At 48.3% G+C, this 19,281-nt stretch carries 18 protein-coding genes, 1 other RNA gene and 1 pseudogene; 7 read left to right on the top strand and 13 right to left on the bottom strand.

Annotated elements, in window-relative coordinates; all coding sequences use genetic code 11:
* Nucleotides 1–73: 73 nt before the first annotated feature.
* The 4 genes and pseudogenes from QUB06_RS20220 to QUB06_RS20205 all read left to right on the top strand — a co-directional run.
* Nucleotides 74–838: an NAD(P)-binding domain-containing protein gene (locus QUB06_RS20220; protein WP_333436763.1), complete on the top strand. Its 765-nt coding sequence runs from the start codon at nt 74–76 to the stop codon at nt 836–838.
* 99 nt (nt 839–937) lie between these two features.
* Nucleotides 938–1,930 carry an NADPH:quinone oxidoreductase family protein gene (locus QUB06_RS20215; RefSeq protein WP_333436762.1) on the top strand — a complete coding sequence of 331 codons (993 nt, stop codon included), beginning with the start codon at nt 938–940 and terminating at the stop codon, nt 1,928–1,930.
* Nucleotides 1,931–2,005: 75 nt separating this feature from the next.
* Nucleotides 2,006–2,770, top strand: a complete 765-nt coding sequence (locus QUB06_RS20210; protein ID WP_333436761.1) for an NAD(P)-binding domain-containing protein — start codon at nt 2,006–2,008, stop codon at nt 2,768–2,770.
* Between the two features lie 163 nt (nt 2,771–2,933).
* Nucleotides 2,934–3,168, top strand: a pseudogene (locus tag QUB06_RS20205) (transposase); the annotation flags it as partial.
* Between the two features lie 119 nt (nt 3,169–3,287).
* Here QUB06_RS20205 and QUB06_RS20200 read toward each other — a convergent pair.
* The 4 genes from QUB06_RS20200 to QUB06_RS20185 form a co-directional block, all read right to left on the bottom strand.
* Entirely contained in the window at nt 3,288–4,748 is a 1,461-nt protein-coding gene (locus tag QUB06_RS20200; RefSeq protein WP_333436760.1) for a DUF1565 domain-containing protein, read from the bottom strand.
* A gap of 326 nt (nt 4,749–5,074) precedes the next feature.
* Nucleotides 5,075–6,802: a hypothetical protein gene (locus tag QUB06_RS20195; RefSeq protein WP_333436759.1), complete on the bottom strand. Its 1,728-nt coding sequence runs from the start codon at nt 6,800–6,802 to the stop codon at nt 5,075–5,077.
* A 159-nt stretch (nt 6,803–6,961) separates the two neighbouring features.
* The gene (locus QUB06_RS20190; protein WP_333436758.1) at nt 6,962–7,942 is read right to left on the bottom strand and encodes an SMP-30/gluconolactonase/LRE family protein; all 981 of its coding nucleotides are present in this window, start codon (nt 7,940–7,942) and stop codon (nt 6,962–6,964) included.
* A gap of 265 nt (nt 7,943–8,207) precedes the next feature.
* Nucleotides 8,208–8,495: a hypothetical protein gene (locus QUB06_RS20185; RefSeq protein ID WP_333436757.1), complete on the bottom strand. Its 288-nt coding sequence runs from the start codon at nt 8,493–8,495 to the stop codon at nt 8,208–8,210.
* Nucleotides 8,496–8,815: 320 nt separating this feature from the next.
* Between QUB06_RS20185 and QUB06_RS20180 the strand changes: the two genes are divergently transcribed.
* The 3 genes from QUB06_RS20180 (at nt 8,816) to folB (ending at nt 12,366) form a co-directional block, all read left to right on the top strand.
* On the top strand, nt 8,816–10,099 hold the full coding sequence (locus QUB06_RS20180) for a glutamate-5-semialdehyde dehydrogenase (protein ID WP_333436756.1): 1,284 nt from the start codon (nt 8,816–8,818) through the stop codon (nt 10,097–10,099).
* Between the two features lie 387 nt (nt 10,100–10,486).
* Nucleotides 10,487–11,854 carry a serine/threonine-protein kinase gene (locus QUB06_RS20175; protein ID WP_333436755.1) on the top strand — a complete coding sequence of 456 codons (1,368 nt, stop codon included), beginning with the start codon at nt 10,487–10,489 and terminating at the stop codon, nt 11,852–11,854.
* 155 nt (nt 11,855–12,009) lie between these two features.
* Nucleotides 12,010–12,366 (top strand): dihydroneopterin aldolase, encoded by a 357-nt coding sequence (gene folB / locus QUB06_RS20170; protein WP_333436754.1) that lies wholly within the window; start codon nt 12,010–12,012, stop codon nt 12,364–12,366.
* 98 nt (nt 12,367–12,464) lie between these two features.
* On the opposite strand, the gene nuoK is transcribed toward folB, so the two are convergent.
* From nuoK to QUB06_RS20125, 9 genes are all read right to left on the bottom strand, one after another.
* Entirely contained in the window at nt 12,465–12,770 is a 306-nt protein-coding gene (gene nuoK, locus QUB06_RS20165; protein WP_199292736.1) for an NADH-quinone oxidoreductase subunit NuoK, read from the bottom strand.
* 79 nt (nt 12,771–12,849) lie between these two features.
* Complete coding sequence (locus QUB06_RS20160) at nt 12,850–13,473, bottom strand: NADH-quinone oxidoreductase subunit J (protein WP_333070831.1); 624 nt, start codon at nt 13,471–13,473, stop codon at nt 12,850–12,852.
* A gap of 116 nt (nt 13,474–13,589) precedes the next feature.
* On the bottom strand, nt 13,590–14,165 hold the full coding sequence (ndhI, locus tag QUB06_RS20155) for an NAD(P)H-quinone oxidoreductase subunit I (protein WP_333042046.1): 576 nt from the start codon (nt 14,163–14,165) through the stop codon (nt 13,590–13,592).
* 103 nt (nt 14,166–14,268) lie between these two features.
* Nucleotides 14,269–15,387: an NADH-quinone oxidoreductase subunit NuoH gene (nuoH, locus tag QUB06_RS20150; protein ID WP_333436753.1), complete on the bottom strand. Its 1,119-nt coding sequence runs from the start codon at nt 15,385–15,387 to the stop codon at nt 14,269–14,271.
* A 635-nt stretch (nt 15,388–16,022) separates the two neighbouring features.
* Nucleotides 16,023–16,413, bottom strand: a transfer-messenger RNA (tmRNA) gene (gene ssrA / locus QUB06_RS20145).
* Between the two features lie 245 nt (nt 16,414–16,658).
* Nucleotides 16,659–18,437, bottom strand: a complete 1,779-nt coding sequence (locus QUB06_RS20140; protein ID WP_333436752.1) for a serine/threonine-protein kinase — start codon at nt 18,435–18,437, stop codon at nt 16,659–16,661.
* Between the two features lie 60 nt (nt 18,438–18,497).
* Nucleotides 18,498–18,758 (bottom strand): type II toxin-antitoxin system prevent-host-death family antitoxin, encoded by a 261-nt coding sequence (locus QUB06_RS20135; RefSeq protein WP_333436751.1) that lies wholly within the window; start codon nt 18,756–18,758, stop codon nt 18,498–18,500.
* Nucleotides 18,759–18,843: 85 nt separating this feature from the next.
* Nucleotides 18,844–19,062, bottom strand: coding sequence for a ParE family toxin-like protein (locus QUB06_RS20130; protein WP_333436750.1), 219 nt, complete (start codon nt 19,060–19,062; stop codon nt 18,844–18,846).
* The gene (locus tag QUB06_RS20125; RefSeq protein ID WP_333042039.1) at nt 19,059–19,277 is read right to left on the bottom strand and encodes a hypothetical protein; all 219 of its coding nucleotides are present in this window, start codon (nt 19,275–19,277) and stop codon (nt 19,059–19,061) included. Before QUB06_RS20125 ends, QUB06_RS20130 begins: the two co-directional genes overlap by 4 nt.
* Nucleotides 19,278–19,281 lie beyond the last annotated feature (4 nt).

The following is a 19,281-nucleotide window of genomic DNA, read 5'->3' as shown; positions in this document are numbered from 1 at the left end:
GATTCCAGGCGACTGAAGTCGCAGCCGCTTTCCTCCCCATGTCTAAAGCCAGGGGCTTCTCGCTCGTTTTCTGGTGAATAACACAAAGAATTTGAAGATCGGCATTTTGGGCGTCGGTAACATTGGAAAGACCTTGGCCCGCAAACTGGCTCAGGCCGGACATGACGTGAAGGTGGCCAACTCGCGCGGCCCGGAAACCATCCCGGCCGATGCGCTGGAGTTTGGTGCCCGCGGCGTTACAGCAGCCGAAGCCGTGCAGGACGTTGACGTGGTTATTCTTTCCATCAATCCCGCCAGCTACTCCCAGGTTGCGCCATTGATTCAAGGCTTGCCAGAGGAAACCGTTGTCATGGACACGTCGAACTACCACCCCGTGCGCGACAACAGGATCGAGGCCATCGACGCGGGGCAGGTCGAGAGCTTGTGGGTCGTCGAGCAGTTAGGCCGTCCTATCGTCAAAGCGTGGAACACCATCGTTTCGGACTCATTTGCGAACAAGGGGAAGCCTGTAGGAAGCCCCGACCGTATTGCTTTGCCTGTGGCGGCAGACCGGGACCGAGATCGTGAAGTGGGATTAGCGCTGGTGGAAGATACGGGTTTTGATGCCTTCGATGCAGGCACACTCGAAGACTCATGGCGGATGCAGCCGGGATCGCCTGTGTATTGCACTGACCTCACCTTGGCAGAGTTACCCGATGCGCTGGCCTGGGCCGAAAGAGAGCGCTTATCCAAGCGGCGTGATCTGACGTGGGCGATATTGCTGGAGCGCTCTGAAGGCACCACCCTTAATCCCGACCCGGAATACTTTCTTCGTCTCAGCCGGATATTGCAAATGTAAAGGCATCATTTGCTGTGGAGCGACTTCGCTCTGGAGAGGATGAGCGAGCAACGCCATCCATGATTGAAACATCCATGATTGAAATATTGGAGTTTGATAATGAAAGCCTGGCGCGCAGAGACCTTCGGCAAACCCAGTGATGTTTTGAAGCTGGTCGATATCGACATTCCTATTCCAGGACCAGGAGAGGCGCTGCTCAGGGTATTGGCTACCAATATCGGTCTGCCTGACCGCATGATGCTGGAAGGCCGCTACTTCCTCACGCCTACGCCGCCAGTGACTCCGGGCCAGGAGGTCGTCGGCATCGTGGAAACGGCAGGACGCGACTATCCTTTTCCCATTGGCACGCGGGTGATCGGCGGCACCAATTTCACCCGCGGCTCAGGTGGCTTGGCGCAGTATTGCCTCTCCCCAGGCGTTGGCGCGGTGCTAGCACCCGACGACATGCCCGACGAGCAGGCGGCAGCGTTCCTGGGAACATTCCATGTCGCTTATGTCGGGCTGGTCAACCGCGCCCGTGCGAAGCCGGGCGAGACGCTGCTCGTACTTGGCGGATCGGGCGGCACCGGTTCCACCGCGACCCAGCTCGCTAAGGCTTTGGGCCTTAACGTGATCGCCACCGTGCGCGACGGGAACAAGGCCGCGTTCTGCCGGGAGCAAGGCGCCGACCACGTCATCAATCTTAAGACCGATTCGTTCATCGAACAGGTTCGCGCGCTGACCGGAGGCAAAGGCGCCGATATCATCTATGACACGGTCGGGTCGCCATTAGCCGAGCAAGCGCTCGACGCGATTGCCATCGGCGGACGTTATATCCTGATCGGCTTTGCCGGTGGTTCGACTTTCCCCACAATAGAGCCCTTCAATATCCTAACGCATGGCATTTCCGTCACCGGCGCTTTGCACAGCGTCCGCACCGCTGAAGAGCGCGACGACGCGATCACGACACTAGGTCGTTTGTTCTCCGAAGGGAAGATCTCCATGCCAATCGACAAGATCATATCGTTCGCTGAAGTCCCCGAGGCTCTCGAACGTCTGGGAGGTGCGGTCAACGGCAAGTTGATCGCCCGTATCGGCGGCCAATGCTCCTGACTGGCCAAACTGCGTGACACCTTGAACAGGTTGGCACGACCCTATCAAGCAACGGAATAAGAAGGAACATTTTTCATGAGTAACACAAAGAATTTAAAAATCGGCATTTTAGGTGCTGGTAACATTGGAAAGACCTTGGCCCGCAAACTGGCTCAGGCCGGACATGACGTAAAGGTCGCTAACTCGCGTGGCCCAGAGACCATCCCCGCCGATGCGCTGGAGTTTGGTGCACGCACGGTCTCGACGGCCCAAGCGGTGGAGGACGTTGACGTGGTGATCCTCTCGATCCCTCTCAACCGCATTCCGACAATCGCGCCACTTATAGCCAACCTACCAGCCGAGACAGTCGTCATCGACACGTCTAATTATTATCCCCACCGCGACGACAAAATCGATGCCATCGAGGCCGGGCAGGTTGAGAGCCTTTGGGTAGCCGAACAGCTAGGCCGGCCGATCGCCAAGGCGTGGAACGCGATCGGGTCTGGCTCCTTCGCCACCTTGGGCAAGCCTGCTGGAAGCCCTGACCGTATAGCCCTCCCTGTGGCTGCTGACCGCGAGAACGATCGTGAAGTGGCGATGGCGCTGGTCGAAGACACCGGGCTTGATGCTTTCGACGCCGGCACGCTCGCCGATTCGTGGCGCCAGCAGCCAGGCACGCCCTGCTATTGCACCGATCTCACGCGCGAACAGATGGCGGCAGCCCTGGCATCTGCCGACGCATCACGATCGCCAAAGCGCCGGGACTTAGCAGTTGCAGTGCTGCAAGAGCGGCTGGGTGACGCTACGACAAATCCGGATGCCGATTTCGGGGTTCGTCTGAGCCGTGCGATTTATATGTAACGTGAGTTCGGGATAAGAAAGGGACAAGCAAGTAAGCTAAAAGTCATCACACCAAAGCTTTACAGGCTCGTCCCATGATTAGTTTAGAAGAACTATTTTGCGCTGTCGATGATTTCTGCCAAGTTTTTGAACCCAGATTCGGATTCAACTGATTACAAAGCCAAAGCGCAATATGAAAAATAAGCTGATGCCACTGATGGATAAGCTGCTAACGCGCAAACGCTCCATCATTGAGACGATTATCGACCAACTAAAAAACATCTCTCAGATTGAGCATTCTCACCCGTCGCAGTCCGGGCAATTTCTTAGTCAACTTGATCTGTGGATTGATTGCCTATTGCCTTCATCCTAAAAAGCCTTCTCTCAATATCGATGCCTTTTTTCTCCCTTCTGCTTAACCCGAACTCAGGTTAATCTACTCTTTGTCGAACAGGCCGGAAAGCCTGTTGAGCGAGAATGGTGCAAGATGTGAGTTCTTTGTACCCCAAGTTATCCTCTCCCTTGTCTCCCAATTCCCTTAGACGATGTAGGGAGAGTTAATGGGCTCGGCGCGGTTTGTGGCTACCAGAGTTTGGTAGATGAGGGCGGATATCTCGCCCCGGGTGATGTCGTGGGCGGGGGAAAGCTTTTCGCGCGCGGGATAGTTGACCACGATTTTGCGCTCTGTGGCGGTTGCTATCTCGTCGGTGGCAAAACTGGGAATCTGAGATCGATCGACATAAACGCTCAAAGAATTGGGGTTGCCGCCGCCCAACTGCAAGCCGTTTACCAAAGATACGATCGCCTGAACTCTAGTCAAATTCTGCTCCGGGCGAAAAGTGCTGTCTGGATATCCAACCAAAAAGCCAGCTCGATTGGCTTGCTCGATCGCTCCCTTGGCCCAAAAATCCGCCGCCACATCCTTAAAAACCGTCGCCTCACGGCGCGGCACCAATTCAAACGCCTTCGCCAACATAGCCGCATACTGAGCTCTAGTTACAATCTCGTAAGGTTGAAAAGTGCCGTTGGGAAACCCGCTAACAATATTCATCTTTGCCAAGCGATCGATAAAATCCTTGGCCCAGTGCGTGCTGATGTCGCTGAACTTTACCCCCCCAGGAGTCGGGGTTGGCGTCACATTGCCCAAATCAAATAAACCTTTCACCCGCGAAGAATTGAGCTGATTTCCCACCGCAAAAATCTTAACCACAGTCGCATTTTGCAAGTCGAATTCGCCGTTATTCTGAAAGATATTGCCGCCCAAATCTTGAGCCGTACCAATATCTGGCAGCGACTTACCCACCGCAGTCAAACCGTCTTCGGTATTTTTTTCAATGCGATTCTTTCGCAAAACCGGCTTAGATTCCCCCGCTACAACTATACCGGAGCGATTTTCCAAAATTTGGTTGTCAGCAATCAAAGGAGCCGACTGAGCTTGCAGAGAAATGCCGAAACCCGTCTTTTGAAAAATATTGCGCCGTATTACTCCCTTAGCACTCCCCGCCGTAATTACGCCAGCCGCTGAGTTTTCCCGAAATATGTTGTCGAGAATCGCAGGATTAGCAGTGCCCGTGGCAAAAACGCCTTCGCGCTTACAAAGCGTGAAAGTGCAGTTAGCCACAGTCGGAGAAGTTGACTCAATCCAGACTCCCGTGCCGCGACTATCAAGATTAGTGACAGTTACTCCGCGCAATTGGGAATTAGTTGCTAGCAGTATGGTGATATTTTGACCTGCAGCGGTGGGACTGACAAATTTGCCACTTCCTTGAATTAGAGTGCCTCTACCTTTGTTAGCTTCATTGCCAATAACTTTTACTTCCGAGGGAATTTCCAAGGGGAATTTTTCGCCACTAGCAGCGCTGTAAGTGGCCGGTGATAACTGAATCGTAGTTCCCGATGCAGCGCGAGCGATCGCGCGGGTTATAGTTTTGAATGGGGCTGATTGGCTGCCGGCTGCGGAATCGCTGCCTGTTTGCGGGTTGACGTAAAGTGTTGTCATGTTTTTGTTGAAGAGATAATTGGCGATCGAGCTTTTGTGCAATTTTCATTGTCTGCGAACTTGACCCCGGATCTATATTCAGCTTTGATTGCCGAGATTATTTAATTGCACGATATCCGCAACATCACCCATCAGGAGTGGCAACCGCAAGGGGATTGCCCCTACAAATCACTAAACTATTAATTCTTGGGTCAGAAACCGGGTTTCTTGCCTCCGGTTCAACCTAAAAATCAAGAGTTTAAGTCAAGAAAGGCGCTTTTTTTCTCGTTCTCAGTCAGGGGATGGTAAGGGATTTATTTCTGGGTGTGAGCCGTCTTAACTCCAGCCTATTTCACAATACAAGATGCCTCCAAAACCACTACCATTTCATTCTGAAAAACAGCACAACTTGTCATTGCTGAAGCTAAGGCGGGAATTTTCCCTTGTTGTAAAAAAAGGCTCGCCTCTGGTGTAGAATCAAATTGATTTAGCCAGCCATCATCCTTTATATACTGAAGAGTCAAAGCATTGCGATCGAGCATCCAAAAATCCACTCCATATTGATTAATAAAATTTTGCAAGACAGCTCGGTCGGGAGTGTATTGAGCGCGAATTAAATCGTTAAGTCGCTGCATATATTTGCTGTAGTAGCCTTTCTGATACGGCACTGCATATTCCTTTGCCACCAGAACGGAACGCTGACTAAATGTTGGCAAATGGTCAGTCTCGGCCGCGATTGAAGCAATCAGGATATCTTTAGGTTGTTGCTCAAAAAAATTGTACAAATCCGGCATTTTACCTTCTATATACCCGACTGTGGGAAATTTTTTGACTAAGCAGGGATAAAGAACTACGGCGATAGCGATTGTCGCTGTCGTAATTAGTGCAACTAGATTTTTTACATCAAATGTTGTTGCGTTTTTTGAGACCCAATGACCGACTCCATCGATAATTAAAGTGAGGGCGATCGCAGTTATTAAAACAACAATGAATCGCAAGCTGTAGGCTGTATAACGACCCGGTTGATACAGTTTAAAAAGCGTAGCGTGAGCCGCCAAAAACATCGCCGAGGATGCTAAAAATAGCTGAAGCAAAAGCCAGATTTGGCGTTGAATCTGATTTGCTAAGGGAAAAGCCGATCGCAAAAACAGCAGTAGCGGAAATAACAATCCGACACAGTGAGTTACAGGCGTAAACAGCGACTTGGGAAACATCCCGCTGCCCCGCCCTGTCAACCAATAATCTTTGGGGTTGGGACGAAAAAAAGCATTTCTGCCGTCTGGTGCAAATTCGCCCATTTGCTTCGCTTCTGCTGCGGTATAAGTTGGGCCAAATTCAGAGTTATCTAAGGCATAGGGCAGCATTACTAAAAAGATTACTCCCAAACCTGTAGTGCAAAATAGGTAATTAGTTCGATCGCCCGACAAGCGCAAACTACCCTTTTCCCAGCATAGCAGCCGCAAAACTAAAATTCCGGCAGCAACCAAGGCGTAAGGAGGATAGAATAGTCCGATCAGGGCGATAGCCCCTAAACAAGGCAGCAACGAACTGCGCGACAAATAATATAACAAAGCAAGAAATATCGGATAGATAAAAGCTCTTGCCGTTGTGGAAGCCAAATCGTCGGTCATCCACATATGCTGATTTAGCAGCAAAGATGCAATAAATCCAGTCATCGGCACTGGCAGCATTTCTAGGCAAAGACCAAAACAGTAATAAGTGGAGATTAAGCCGAGAAATAACGGCAATATTTTGTGAAAAAATAGCGGGTGAATGCCAATTGTTGCGGCTAATTTGTAGAGCGTGCTGTATCCTGCGGGGGCTACAGATTGAAAATAATTAGCAATGAAATCGTTGGGGAATAATTCAGGATCGACAAACCGCATCATCCAGAAAACGTGCTGTCTCGCATCGTCTTGCACCATATACTCGGCGCTAAAGACTTGCTTGAGTCCTAAAATAGCATAAACTGTGGCAAATGTCAAGCTCAGAGTCAACCAAAATATTGTGTGCGATCCGGATGTGCGATCGACTGTAGCAGTTAGAAATTTGTGCAACCGAGCTATTAATACCATTTGAGATTTTAGATTTGAGATTTTAGAATTGGGAATGACTGATTTTGACAAGTAGGATTATATTATGCCAGGTCAATTACCCCTAATAAAAAGTGTTTGCCGTAAGGAATAAAGTCCTCACGACAAACCGCTTTATTTTCAACTTCGCCCTATTTTAGATTATTTTCCAGCCCGCACACCGGCAATTTTAAGGCGAATCCGATACAGACTTGTACTTCCCGTAATATAAAGCGTTTTGCGATCGCTTTCTCCCCAAGCCAAATTAGTCGCCGTCTCAGGCACAGAAATCTTGCCCAAAAGCTTGCCATCCGGCGAAAAAATCCACACTCCCCCCGGCCCGGTGCTGTAAACATTCCCCTCTACATCAACTTTTAAACCGTCGGGAACTCCGCCTTGACTGGTATCTTTTAACTCCGCAAAAAGCTGCTGGTTGGTAACAGTTCCGTCCGGTTTTACATCGAAAACGGCAATGTATCCCGCTTCCGAATTGTTGACATAAAGTTTTTGCTCGTCTGGTGAAAAAGCGATGCCGTTCGGCAGCACCAAATCCTTAACCAGCAGAGTTAATTTTCCGTCTGGTGCCAGTCGGTAAACACCGTAAAAGCCCAATTCTTCCTGCTCTTTACTAACACCGTAGGAGGGATCGGTAAAATAAATGCTGCCGTCGGATTTAACAACCAAATCGTTCGGACTGTTGAGCCGCTTGCCCTCGTATCTATCCGCCAATGTGATAACTTTGCCGTCCTTTTCAGTGCGGGATACGCGGCGATTTTCGTGTTCGGCAGTAAGTAAGCGGTTTTCTTTGTCTAAAGTATTCCCGTTGGCTTTTCCCGAAGGGCGGCGAAATACCTCAACTTGCTGATTTGAGGCGAATTTATAGATAATATTGGCGGGAATATCGCTGAACAGCAAAAATCCGTCTGGATGCCAAATCGGGCCTTCTATAAATTGGAAGTCGCCAGCTAGTTTTTCTACTTTTGCACTGTCATCGAGAATACTTTGCATGGTGTTTTTTTTCTCCCTGTTTTCCGTTTGGGCGGTCAACTTTGTTAAGTTACCCCTGACTTTTTGGCTGGGGTTGCTGACTGCTAAACTTAATACTATCAACAAGAAACTGATTGTAGCAATTTTGACTGTCATATTTGCTCATCAATGAATTACTTCCTTCTCACCATAAGATTACCTATCTCCTTCTTTACTTCTTCCTTTTTTCTTTCTGTGCGACAAGAGCGCTATCGCGCCGCTTCACTAACACGTCGAAAGCGGTTCGTCAACTCACGATTTTGATAAAAAAAAGATAATTCAGAGCGGTATTAAATTCGAGAGTACCGTATATAACAAAAAAAAGAAGCTCGAATAATCGAGCTTAATTATATTTAACTTAAAAGGTTTCACCTGTCAACTGTTAAGCAGGAAATGACACGAATATAAATGCAATACCGATCGCGATCGCCCCTATACCCATCACAACAGACCAGAAGCGGTGATAACTGTTAACCACCGTACCGCTATCACTTTCAAGCTGAATCAAATCCATCCAAGGTGCAACACCCCGGCGGAACCAACCCAAAGCGCTAACATCCATTCCAATCAAACTTTTAACCCGTTTCATGCCAAACAGAAAATTAGCAATTGGCCCAAAACCAGAAGCATACCGCAGATAAATCATTCCCGTTGTGTCTTGCAATTTCAAATCAGAACCGAAGGTATAACCCGCATCGCTGTATCAGTTTAAAGCCGGCTTTGGCGGCTCGCCCTGCCTTGCGTAAAGGGGCCTGAGATGACATAATACTCTCTGAAGGTTATTGACAAATGGCAATGCTCGTGGGATTTTGTCTATACTTCCCTGTTTTAACCTGTTAATGCGGATTTCTATAAGGGGTCTCAACAAAAATATAGAATTTCCTCTAGAATTGTTAAGACTGAAAACCGCCCCGAAATTTATTTCTGGGGATTCAATTCAAAACTCAAAACCAAAAACCAAAAACTCAAAACTATTTAAAATTTACTGCCATGTCTATTATTGAAATTGCCCAAAAAACGCGCGTATCTGCTAGAAAGTTGGCAGTTTTGTCCGCTGAGGCCAAAAATCAAGCTATTGAGGCGATTGCGAAAGCTTTAGAAGCTGCTGCGCCGGATATTGTGGCGGCGAATGCGGCTGACTGCATGGCGGCAAGCGCGGATGGAATTGCGAAACCGCTGTACGATCGCCTCAAGTTGGATGAGAGCAAGTTGAAAAGTGCGATCGCAGGCGTGCGCGACGTTGCGAAACTCCCAGATCCCGTAGGTGTCGTGCAAATTCACCGTGAATTGGATACAGGATTAATTCTGAAGCGCGTCACCTGTCCTTTGGGCGTTTTAGGCATTATTTTTGAAGCGCGCCCAGAGGCGTTAATTCAGATAGTATCCTTGGCAATAAAATCAGGAAACGGCGTCATTCTCAAAGGCGGCAAAGAAGCAGTCCGTTCCTGCGAAATATTGACAAAAGTGATACATCAAGCATTAGCAGAAACTGCGGTTAATCCAGAAGTCGTGCAGTTGCTCACCACGCGGGAAGAAACAATCGAACTGCTGAAAATGGATGAATATGTAGATTTGATTATTCCCAGAGGTTCTAACTCTTTCGTGCGCTTCGTGCAGGAAAATACCCGGATTCCCGTGTTAGGACACGCCGACGGAATTTGTCATTTGTACGCAGACAAAGCAGCGGATATTCAGAAAGCCGTAGAGATTTCTGTAGATGCAAAAACCCAGTATCCAGCCGCCTGCAATGCCATTGAAACTTTGTTAGTCCACAGTGCGATCGCCCCCAAATTCCTGCCCGCTGTTGCCGCAGCTTTGCAGCAGAAAAAAGTCGAACTTCGGGGAGACGAAAAAACTCGCGCCCTCCTCGAAAATATTGCCGAATCCAATGAAGCGGATTGGTCTACAGAATACAGCGATTTGATTTTGTCAATCAAAATAGTAGATTCTGTGGAAGAGGCAATTAACCATATCAATACATACGGTTCCAGACACACAGATGTCATTGTTACCGAAGACAGCGAAGCCGCCGAAACATTTTTAAATGGAGTCGATGCGGCCGGAGTTTATCACAATTGCTCGACTCGATTTGCCGACGGTTTCCGCTACGGCTTCGGTGCAGAAGTGGGGATTAGCACCCAGCAAATGCCACCTCGCGGCCCTGTCGGTTTAGAGGGGTTGATTACCTATAAGTATCGAGTTGTTGGAGATGGCCATGTTGCAGCTAGTTATGTAGGGAAGGATGCGAAGGAATTTACGCATCGAGATTTGTAAATCCTCGATAGCAGAGCAAACCAGACAATAAAAAAGCCTGTAGGGGCGGGTTTTACCAACAATATTTGATGTTCGCGAACAATTTATATAAACCCGCCCCTAGACAGCCGATAATCCAGATTAACCTGATGTTCGATCGAATGCCAAAAATGTAGATTTGGATTTGTCGTTGGGTGGGGGCGGGTTTATTATATTTTTGGTTTCTAACATAGATGGTTGGTAAAACCCGCCCCTACGATATCCTGTAGATACTGAATCTTAAGTAAAGTGTCCCTTCTCCTTCATCCATCCCAAAAAAAGCGATCGCCCTCCCATTCAAACAAACTTAGCTACAATAAGCTATACTGTGCTCGGCGACTCCCCAACTCGAACAATTTTCCGTTGTTTATGTCTAACTCCTCCCTCCTCGCCCCCGGTTCAACTCTCGAAAAACGCTACCGCATCCTCCGCGAATTAGGCCGCGGTGGCTTCGGGCGCACTTACCTCGCCGAAGATATCAACCGCTACAACGAATCTTGCGTACTCAAAGAGTTTTCTCCGGTGGTTCACAGCCCCAAAGCCGCCGAATTGTTCGATCGCGAAGCGAGTATGCTTTACCACCTCCAACACCCGCAAATTCCAAAATTTCGAGAACTCCTGCGAACGGATTTGGGCGGGAATCCATCTTTATTTTTAGTGCAAGATTATATCAAGGGTCAAACCTACGAAGAAATATTGATATCGCGCCAGCAGCAAGGTAAAAATTTTACCGAAGCCGAAGTTACTCAACTGCTATTTCAGCTTTTACCAGTTTTAGAATACATCCACTCAAAAAATTTAATTCACCGCGATATTTCCCCGGATAATATTATTCAGCATGATGCTGACAAACTACCCTTTTTAATTGATTTCGGTTCTGTCAAACAAATCGCAGCAAATGCCGTAGTTCAGTTTAACGGACAATCGGATACGGCGATCGGCAAACAGGGTTATTCGCCGGCCGAACAAATGCGGCTGGGTAAAGTTTCTGCAGCTAGCGATTTGTATGCTTTAGCCGTCACGGCTTTGGTACTGTTAAGCGGCAAAAAGCCTCAAAAATTGTACGATATCAATAATAAAACTTGGGATTGGCGATCGCACGTCAGTGTCAGCTCAAATTTAGCCAGCGTATTGGATCGGATGTTAGCAGAACAACCGGGCGATCGCTACCAATCTGCAAAAGCAGTCCGCGAAGCACTCAAAGATCCAAAACTCTCTCACATTGGCAGTATAATTTCCCAAATGGTGACAATGAACTTTGTCGGCCGCCCCTTCAAAAACACCACTAAAACTGCTACCAGCAATCATACTCCTGTTCACCAAAATCCTCAAGTTGTTAACCACAACAGCACATTCAAGTTAATTCCTTGGAAAACCCTAGGGAGTTTAACTGTCGTTTTGGTGCCAGGACTTTTAGCTTTTAGTGTAGTCAAATCTGGTTTCACGTTGCCCAAGTTGCCGGAGTTACCTAAATTTTCTTCGCGCCAGCAACCTCCCGATACATCATTAGAGGAAGCCGAAATAATTCGTCAAGAAAAGATTGGTAAACGACGCAAAAATCTCAACATTGCTCAAGATATATTCTATCAAAAAGTGGATGAATTATATTACAATAAATATCCAGAATTACAAGGGCGCAGCTTGACAGAAAAGCCAGAAGATGCTGAAATTAGGCGGAAATGGTATGAAGTTGCTGAGGATTTACTGGACAAGTTGGAAAAAGGAGGACGGTTGTGAAATTTAAGATAAAATAAGACTGATTTAACCGCAGAGGGCGCAGAGGGCGCAGAGGGAAGTGGACAAGGGAGCACAAAAAGAGAGGGAAGAGAAAGATAACTTTATCTGGTTTAATACAAATTGGTATAGACAACGCACTTTTAGTTTATTGCAAAATGGATTCTATTCAACTTACAGGAATTCGCTGTTACGGATATACGGGCTATCTGCCGGAAGAGCAAGTTTTGGGGCAGTGGTTTGAAGTGGATGTCACTCTCTGGCTGGATTTATCGCAAGCTGGAAAAAGTGATGATATTCAACATACTCTTGATTACCGCAGCGCAATTACTCTGATTCAAAAGCTAGTCAAAGAGTCGAAATTTTTATTAATCGAACGCCTAGCAGATACTATTGTTCAAGCGCTTTTAGAACTACCGTTAGTCGAAAAAGTTAAACTACAACTCTCGAAACCTGCTGCCCCCATCCCTGATTTCGGGGGGAGAATTACTCTAGAAATTACTAGAAGTCATTAGTCATTAGTTCTTAGTCCTTAGTCCTTAGTCATCAGTCTTTAATCTGCATTAGTTTGTCGCTAATGACTGATGACTAATGACTGATGACTATTGATGAATTACCACTTCAGCAAGTTAAATTCTTCCATGTCTACGGTATTGCGGTTGCGATAAATCGCCAAAACAATTGCCAAACCTACGGCCGCCTCAGCGGCCGCTACCGTAACTACAAACACGGTAAATACTTGGCCCTTAACTTGTACAGGGTCGAGATAATTGGAGAAACCCATCAAATTGAGATTGACAGCATTCAGCATCAACTCGATCGACATCAACACGCGCACTGCATTTCTGCTGGTAATCAAACCGTAAATACCAATACAGAAAAGAGCGGCGGCTAATAACAGGAAATACTGGAGTTGCAGTTGCATAAATTTTGCGATTTTGTCTCAATCTAAAGTTACTACAAAACTAACACTATGGTGCGCTAAGCGCACCATAATATTACTTAGATTCTGGCGAAGACACATCTCCGGCAGAAACTAATTCGCGAGGTCTTTCCGGCAAACTTAAAGCAGGTGTTTCGGATAGCTTCTTTGACAGTTCATCCGGGAAGAAATCGCGGCGCGCCAACACAATTGCTCCCACCATTGCCATCAACAAAAACACTGATGCTAACTCGAAAGGCAGCAAAAAGTCGGTGAAAAAATGTTTGGCGATAGTGACGATCGAACTTTCGGCCGGTGCTCCTGTCGTTGCGACAATAGCCCAAGGAGTAGACACCACCATCGTACCCAAAAGCGCAAACAAGCCTACGCAAACTACTGCTGTTGCTACTTGACGCACCCAAGCGTTGGGAATTGTGCGGAAATCTTCGCGCTTGTTCACCAACATGATGGCAAACAAAATCAAGACGTTAACAGCGCCAACATAAATCAACACCTGTGCTGCTGCTACAAAGTCGGCATTCAGCAACAGGTACAAGCCGGCAATGCTGGTAAATACGCCGCACAGCAAAAATGCTGAGTAAACGATATTTGAGAACAGCACTACTCCTAGTGCTCCTGCAATCATCATTACCGACAGTATGCCAAATGAAACAATTTGAACCCCTTCAGCTAGATTCACAATTTTTTATCCTCAATTATTAGTTTTGTATTGTTCGTTTTTACTCATTAGTTAGCAGTCATTAATAATTGGTTATTTCACTAATGACTGATGACTGCTGACTAATGACTAATTACTTACTTTTCGATAATTTCCTCTGGACGCAGACCGGCGCGGCGATCGGTGTAGGAAACTTCATGGGGGTCGATCGCACCTTTGGGCAAATAAGCGAATTCCCGCATCGGTGTCACCATCGGGTCATCTGTAACCTTGTAGGGCAAACGTCCGAGGGCTACGTTGTCAAAATTCAGTTCGTGACGTTCGTAGGTGGCTAACTCGTATTCTTCTGTCATGGACAAACAATTAGTCGGACAATATTCTACGCAGTTGCCGCAGAAGATACAAACACCGAAATCTATACTGTAGTGCTTGAGTTGTTTCTTCTTAGTTTCTTTGTTAAATTCCCAATCCACCACAGGCAAATTGATCGGACATACCCGAACGCAAACTTCACAGGAGATGCACTTGTCAAATTCAAAGTGAATCCGACCCCGGAAACGTTCCGAAGGAATTAGTTTCTCGTAAGGATACTGCACCGTAATCGGCCGGCGTCTCATGTGGTCAAAAGTAACAGATAGCCCTTGACCGATATACTTAGCAGCTTGAAGAGTCTCTTTGGCGTATTCGCCTACTTGATTGAGGAATTTTAGCATGGTGTTCTCTCTCTGTACTTGAGTTTTTGGTAATTGATAATTAATAATAGGTAATTGGTTAACAGCTATTTTGGTTTAGCTGTTGCCCTTTACCTATTATTAATTAACCGCCAAAAGCAAAGGGAAAGGCAAGTTTCAAAGCTGCGGTCAATAGCAAATTAACTAGAGAAACAGGAAGTAAAAACTTCCATCCCAAATCTAGCAATTGGTCGATCCGAACTCGCGGCAGAGTCCAGCGGAGCAGAACTGCCAGAAACAGGAAAAAGTAGGCTTTCAACATGGTCATCGTAATGCCCAGCAAGCCAGTAATTACCTGCAACCAAGGGGTCGTTTCGCTCAATCCCAGGGCATTTGTCAACACTTCGACAGGAATCGGGGATTCCCAGCCGCCGAGGTACAAAACTGCTACTAGCAAGCAAGAAAGGACGAGGTTAACGTAGGAAGCGATATAGTACAAAGCAAATTTCATGCCTGTGTACTCAGTCTGATATCCTGCTACCAATTCTTCTTCTGCTTCCGGGAGGTCAAAGGGCAAGCGTTCGCATTCTGCTAGTGCTGCAATCCAGAAAATCAGGAAACCTGCGGGTTGCCGCCAGATATTCCAGCCGACAATGCCGTAGCCGGCTTGCTGGTGTACGATGTCGATCGTACTGAGGCTATTGGACATCATCACGACTGCCAATACTGCCAAAGCTAGGGGAATTTCGTAGCTGAGGGATTGAGCCGCGGCTCTGAGTCCGCCGAGGAGGGCGTATTTGTTGTTGGAAGCATAGCCGGACATCAGCAAGCCGATCGGCTGAATGCTAGACAGGGCAATCCACAGAAATATCGCTGTCCCCATATCGGCGATCAGCATATGCTCTCCGAAGGGGACGATTAAGTAGGAGAGAAAAACTGGAATCACCACAATTACCGGGCCTAGGGTAAATAGCAGCGCGTCAGCTTTTGCAGGTACGATGTCTTCTTTGAATACCAACTTCAGACCGTCAGCAACGGGTGCTAGCACTCCCAGAGGGCCGATAAATTCCGGGCCTACCCGCTGTTGAGCGGCGGCGGAAATTTTCCGTTCCAGCCAGACGCTAGTGAGTACCCCGAAAACGGCAGCGACAATCATCAGCAACATCGGCAGCGGTAGCCACAGCACGTGGGCGATGTCCGCCGGTAAGCCCAAATTCATGAGGGCTTCTACGAAACTTCCTTGTAAGTCAATTCCTGGGTTCATTTGTCCAGCTTTTGAGCGGTCAGCATATAATTTTTCACCCGTCCTTCGTAGGAGTAGGCTTAGAAATCGGGGTCTTTGTAAAGATTTTTAATGCTTTACCGCCTAATAGTATATCGCCCGACAGGCTCCAAGAACGCACAGACAAGGTGAAGTTCTAATTATATGAGCCTGCAGCGTAGCTAATGGGTGGGTAACTTATGGTTGAGGGTTGGCTGTTGACTGTTGACGGTTGACTGTTGGCTGTTGAGTGTTGAGTGCCCGATCGATTTTGAGTAAGAAATCAATCTGGATTTATGCACTCTCGTGTATCAAACCTCGATCCCCCGGACTTCCTTTAATTAATTATGGGGATGCGAGGCAGGGCTGTTTCATTCTCGCTCCGGGGCAAACCCCCCGTGGTTGCCCCGATGCCTGAAACGCCCATTCGATCGTCGGTGGGGGGTAGGCACGGGGGCTATCCCTACAAAACCATGATTTTCCTGAGAATGAAACAGCCCTGGGATGCGAGGGGGATCTAGACTCAGCTATAAGCCAGATATAGGCCAAACAAAAGGGCCCAGAGTTAACTCTGGGCCCTTTTGATGCTTTAAAGTGCCTTTCAAATGGTTTAAACCATTGATTTTACGTCACTTCTTTTATGGAACTGGGCAGAATCGAACTGCCGTCCAAAGCGGGTATTTACCTTCCGATCGTTCACAGGTTTATCCCCTCTAATCCTCGGGGCGGGAACCATCTTTATCCCAAATGGGGGGATTTTCTAGTGATTGCTTTCCTAGCTAGCCGACTAGAAACGTTTAGCTAGGGCATCCGTTGGGGGTTGTTATGCTACCGTTAACGGAGTGAGGTGGCATACACTCTAAACCAAGCTCAAGAAGTTTTTAGGCTACAGCTACGGCTTTGCGAGCGAAAGGAACGATGTTGTTCGCATTTACTATTTTTTTTGAGCCGATATTAACGAGAGTAGACTCCCTCTCGACCTGCATCACGGAGCAGCTTTCGCCACCCTGTCGAAACCATTACAGCCCCTCGTGTGTTCTTTTATGATAGACAATATTTCGTGTGGCGTCAAGTCAAGGGATTTTAGATTTTGGATTTTCGATTTTGGATTTTCGATTTTGGCACAAAGCTGAGTCGGGAATATTTACATCGTGCACCCTTTTCTTGAAAAGGCTTTCCGGCCTGTTCCACAAGAGTTGAGTTTTCCTGTGGGGTGGGCCGAAGAGCCCGCCCACGTTTATTGACAAGGGTGCAAAATGTCAGCCCGGCCAAGTTTAATGCAAATTTTCTTCCCAGACGCCGATGTAAATCCGATCGCGCTCATTGCGTTCGATCATCCCTTCGAGAGAACCCTTCCTAAACGTAAAGCGATTACTCCGGCGCTGCTGCACGTCGCCGAGTCCTTGCAAAATCTCCCGGCTGGCGCCGCCCACCATCCCGTTTAAGGCGGTTCGCACTACCAAAGCGTCCACCGACTGGGCAAAAGAACCCTCTGTTTGTACTAGCTCGCCCGAATCGCGATCGTAAATGTAGCCGAGAGTAATCCGATTGGGCAATATTTCGTAAAGTGCCGTGCGAGTATTCGGCCAATAGCCCCGCGCTTGAGAGTCAGTCGGTTCTCCCAATTCGGATAAAATCTGACTTTCCGGCGTACCAACCGCATACCCAGGGATTGTGGGAGTCTTCTGATAACTGGTTCCCGGTTGTTCGCTGGGTGCGGGCGATCGATCTGGCGGCAACTCTTTGTCAACAAGTTTTTCCGTTGGTGTGGGTTCGACAGCCTCCGGAGAAGGCGCTGGTGTTGGCGCTGGGGCTGGTGTTGGAGTTTCAGCAGCAGGCGTTGGAGTTTCAGCAGCCGGCGCTGGAGTTTCAGCAGCAGGCGCTGGAGTTTCAGCAGCCGGGGGCGGAGTTTCTCTGGGAGTCGGGGCTGGCGTTGGTGTGGGCGCGGGAATTGGTGCGGGGCTCGATCGCGCCTCTGGATCTGCTGGGGCCGAAGTGCGATCGTCCTGGGCTACGGGTGCGGGTTCCGAAGACGGCCGGCTGAGGAAAACCCTAGCAATCCCGACCAAACCTGCCACAATAAGTGCGATCGCCACGAACCCCAAAATCCACCAAACCTTGCCGTTTCCTCCCCCAGAAGACACCACAGCAGGCGCTGTTCTGGAACCCGCAGGCGACTGAGGCCCGTGTCCCGGAATCACCGCCACCGTCGGCCCGGTGCTGGGCGACGCTGCACCAAGAGGCTGCCCCTGCAGCAGCGACAGCCACTCATCCACGCTAGCAGGGCGATTTTGAGCTTCTACCGTCATCCCCCGCATCACCGCAGAACTGACAGCCGCACTTAGCTGAGGCTGCAAGTCGCGGGGCGAAGGCATCGGCTGGCTGGTGCGTAAAATTGCAGCCACTGGCACCTGTGCTGTCAGTAAAGTGTAAAGCGTCGCCGCCATACCGTAAACATCTGTGGCGGGCGTATATTTTCCTTGGGCGAAATACTGTTCTGGGGGCGCGTAGCCGTCGGACACCATATTAGTGTGACTTTGGGTTGCACCCGGAGTAAACTCGCGGGCAATGCCAAAATCAATCAGCACGACTTCCTGAGTACCTTGGCGCAAAAGAATGTTTTGCGGCTTGACATCTCGGTGCAGCAAACCCTTTTGATGAACAACTTTTAAAGCAGAGCCAATTTGAGTGATGTAGAGAATTGCAAGATTTTCTGGCAGCGGATTATTTGAACCGACTACATCGCCCAAATTCTGACCGGCTATGTAGTCCATCACCATGTAAGGCTGGCCGTCTTCCACAAAGAAATCGCTGACGCGGACAATATTCGGATGAACGCAGGAAGCCAACCGCCTCGCTTCGTCTTGAAACTTGCGATCGAACTCAGCAAAATTGGGTTGCTGCCGCAGAGATTCGTTGAGGGTTTTAATGACTACAGGCTGTCCTAAATAGCGGTGATTTGCCCTGAAAGTTATTCCAAAGCCGCCGCGGCCCAATTCTTGTTCTAGGGTGTACTTTCCACCCTGTAAAGTTTTGCCGATTAGCGCATCCATAGGTTCAGGCGATCGCGTACCAGATAATATCGCTGATTATGGCACGTATGGTGGGCTAAGTTACCAGTCTAAAGGGCGATCGCAATCCTCGATCGGCGTTGCCAGTCCTTCCCGAATCGATTCCCGCATCCCCGCCACTGAGAGAAGATACAGTGTTTCCTCAACAGAGGCGGAGTCAGATTCAGATAATAATACTGTATTGCTAGTTTGTCCTGCGATCGCGATCGGTTGAAGTGACTGACTCATGGGAGCGATCGACTGCTGCAACTGCTGTTGAGTTTCATTGATTGCGATCGTAATTTTCCACTTGTTTAAATACACTTTTCTAATTGATATTGGCTGGCTGTAGACACTGCTACAACTGCCCCAGAAACTTGTCGTACTCTGCGTGTGAACCAACCCAAAATCAGATTACAGTGTCTCCATCCAACTGACCAACTGCTCGATAGTTTTTGCTAATTCGGGCTGAGTAGATTGGTAAGTCAGGATGCACCTTCTTGAAACGCAGGCTTGGATGACTTGGGTCTTCCTTGAACTGGCGATACGCCCCGCGTGTCTGCTGTTGAACTTGTTCGGGTAAATCAGCAAATAATCTACGGAACTCGGTTGTAGTGCTTGACTTCACAATGTTTCTGGATCGAGTTCTTGGGTTTTGCCTGCACGATACTCAGCCATTGCGGCCGCTGCGAGTTTAGCAAGAGCATCTGGGGAACGGGAGAATGCTTGATCCCAGCGCCTATCGTCTTCAAGTTCTTCCAGAATCATTGAAGCGAGAGCATCTTGCTCGCTGGCAGACAATGTTTTCAACTTGGCGATCGCACGTTCGAGTAACTCAGTCATGGCT

The sequence above is a fragment of the Microcoleus sp. D2_18a_D3 genome, from assembly GCF_036702455.1.
Lineage (GTDB): Bacteria > Cyanobacteriota > Cyanobacteriia > Cyanobacteriales > Microcoleaceae > Microcoleus.
This window is presented reverse-complemented; position numbering and strand designations above follow the sequence as displayed.

Coding starts and splice junctions, on each gene's coding strand:
- QUB06_RS20200 (WP_333436760.1), bottom strand. CDS start 4,748: ATGACAACACTTTACGTCAACCCGCAAACAGGCAGCGATTCCGCAGCC.
- QUB06_RS20140 (WP_333436752.1), bottom strand. CDS start 18,437: ATGGATGCGCTAATCGGCAAAACTTTACAGGGTGGAAAGTACACCCTA.
- QUB06_RS20195 (WP_333436759.1), bottom strand. CDS start 6,802: ATGGTATTAATAGCTCGGTTGCACAAATTTCTAACTGCTACAGTCGAT.
- folB (WP_333436754.1), top strand. CDS start 12,010: ATGGATTCTATTCAACTTACAGGAATTCGCTGTTACGGATATACGGGC.
- QUB06_RS20125 (WP_333042039.1), bottom strand. CDS start 19,277: ATGACTGAGTTACTCGAACGTGCGATCGCCAAGTTGAAAACATTGTCT.
- QUB06_RS20175 (WP_333436755.1), top strand. CDS start 10,487: ATGTCTAACTCCTCCCTCCTCGCCCCCGGTTCAACTCTCGAAAAACGC.
- ndhI (WP_333042046.1), bottom strand. CDS start 14,165: ATGCTAAAATTCCTCAATCAAGTAGGCGAATACGCCAAAGAGACTCTT.
- QUB06_RS20180 (WP_333436756.1), top strand. CDS start 8,816: ATGTCTATTATTGAAATTGCCCAAAAAACGCGCGTATCTGCTAGAAAG.
- QUB06_RS20210 (WP_333436761.1), top strand. CDS start 2,006: ATGAGTAACACAAAGAATTTAAAAATCGGCATTTTAGGTGCTGGTAAC.
- nuoH (WP_333436753.1), bottom strand. CDS start 15,387: ATGAACCCAGGAATTGACTTACAAGGAAGTTTCGTAGAAGCCCTCATG.
- QUB06_RS20190 (WP_333436758.1), bottom strand. CDS start 7,942: ATGACAGTCAAAATTGCTACAATCAGTTTCTTGTTGATAGTATTAAGT.
- QUB06_RS20215 (WP_333436762.1), top strand. CDS start 938: ATGAAAGCCTGGCGCGCAGAGACCTTCGGCAAACCCAGTGATGTTTTG.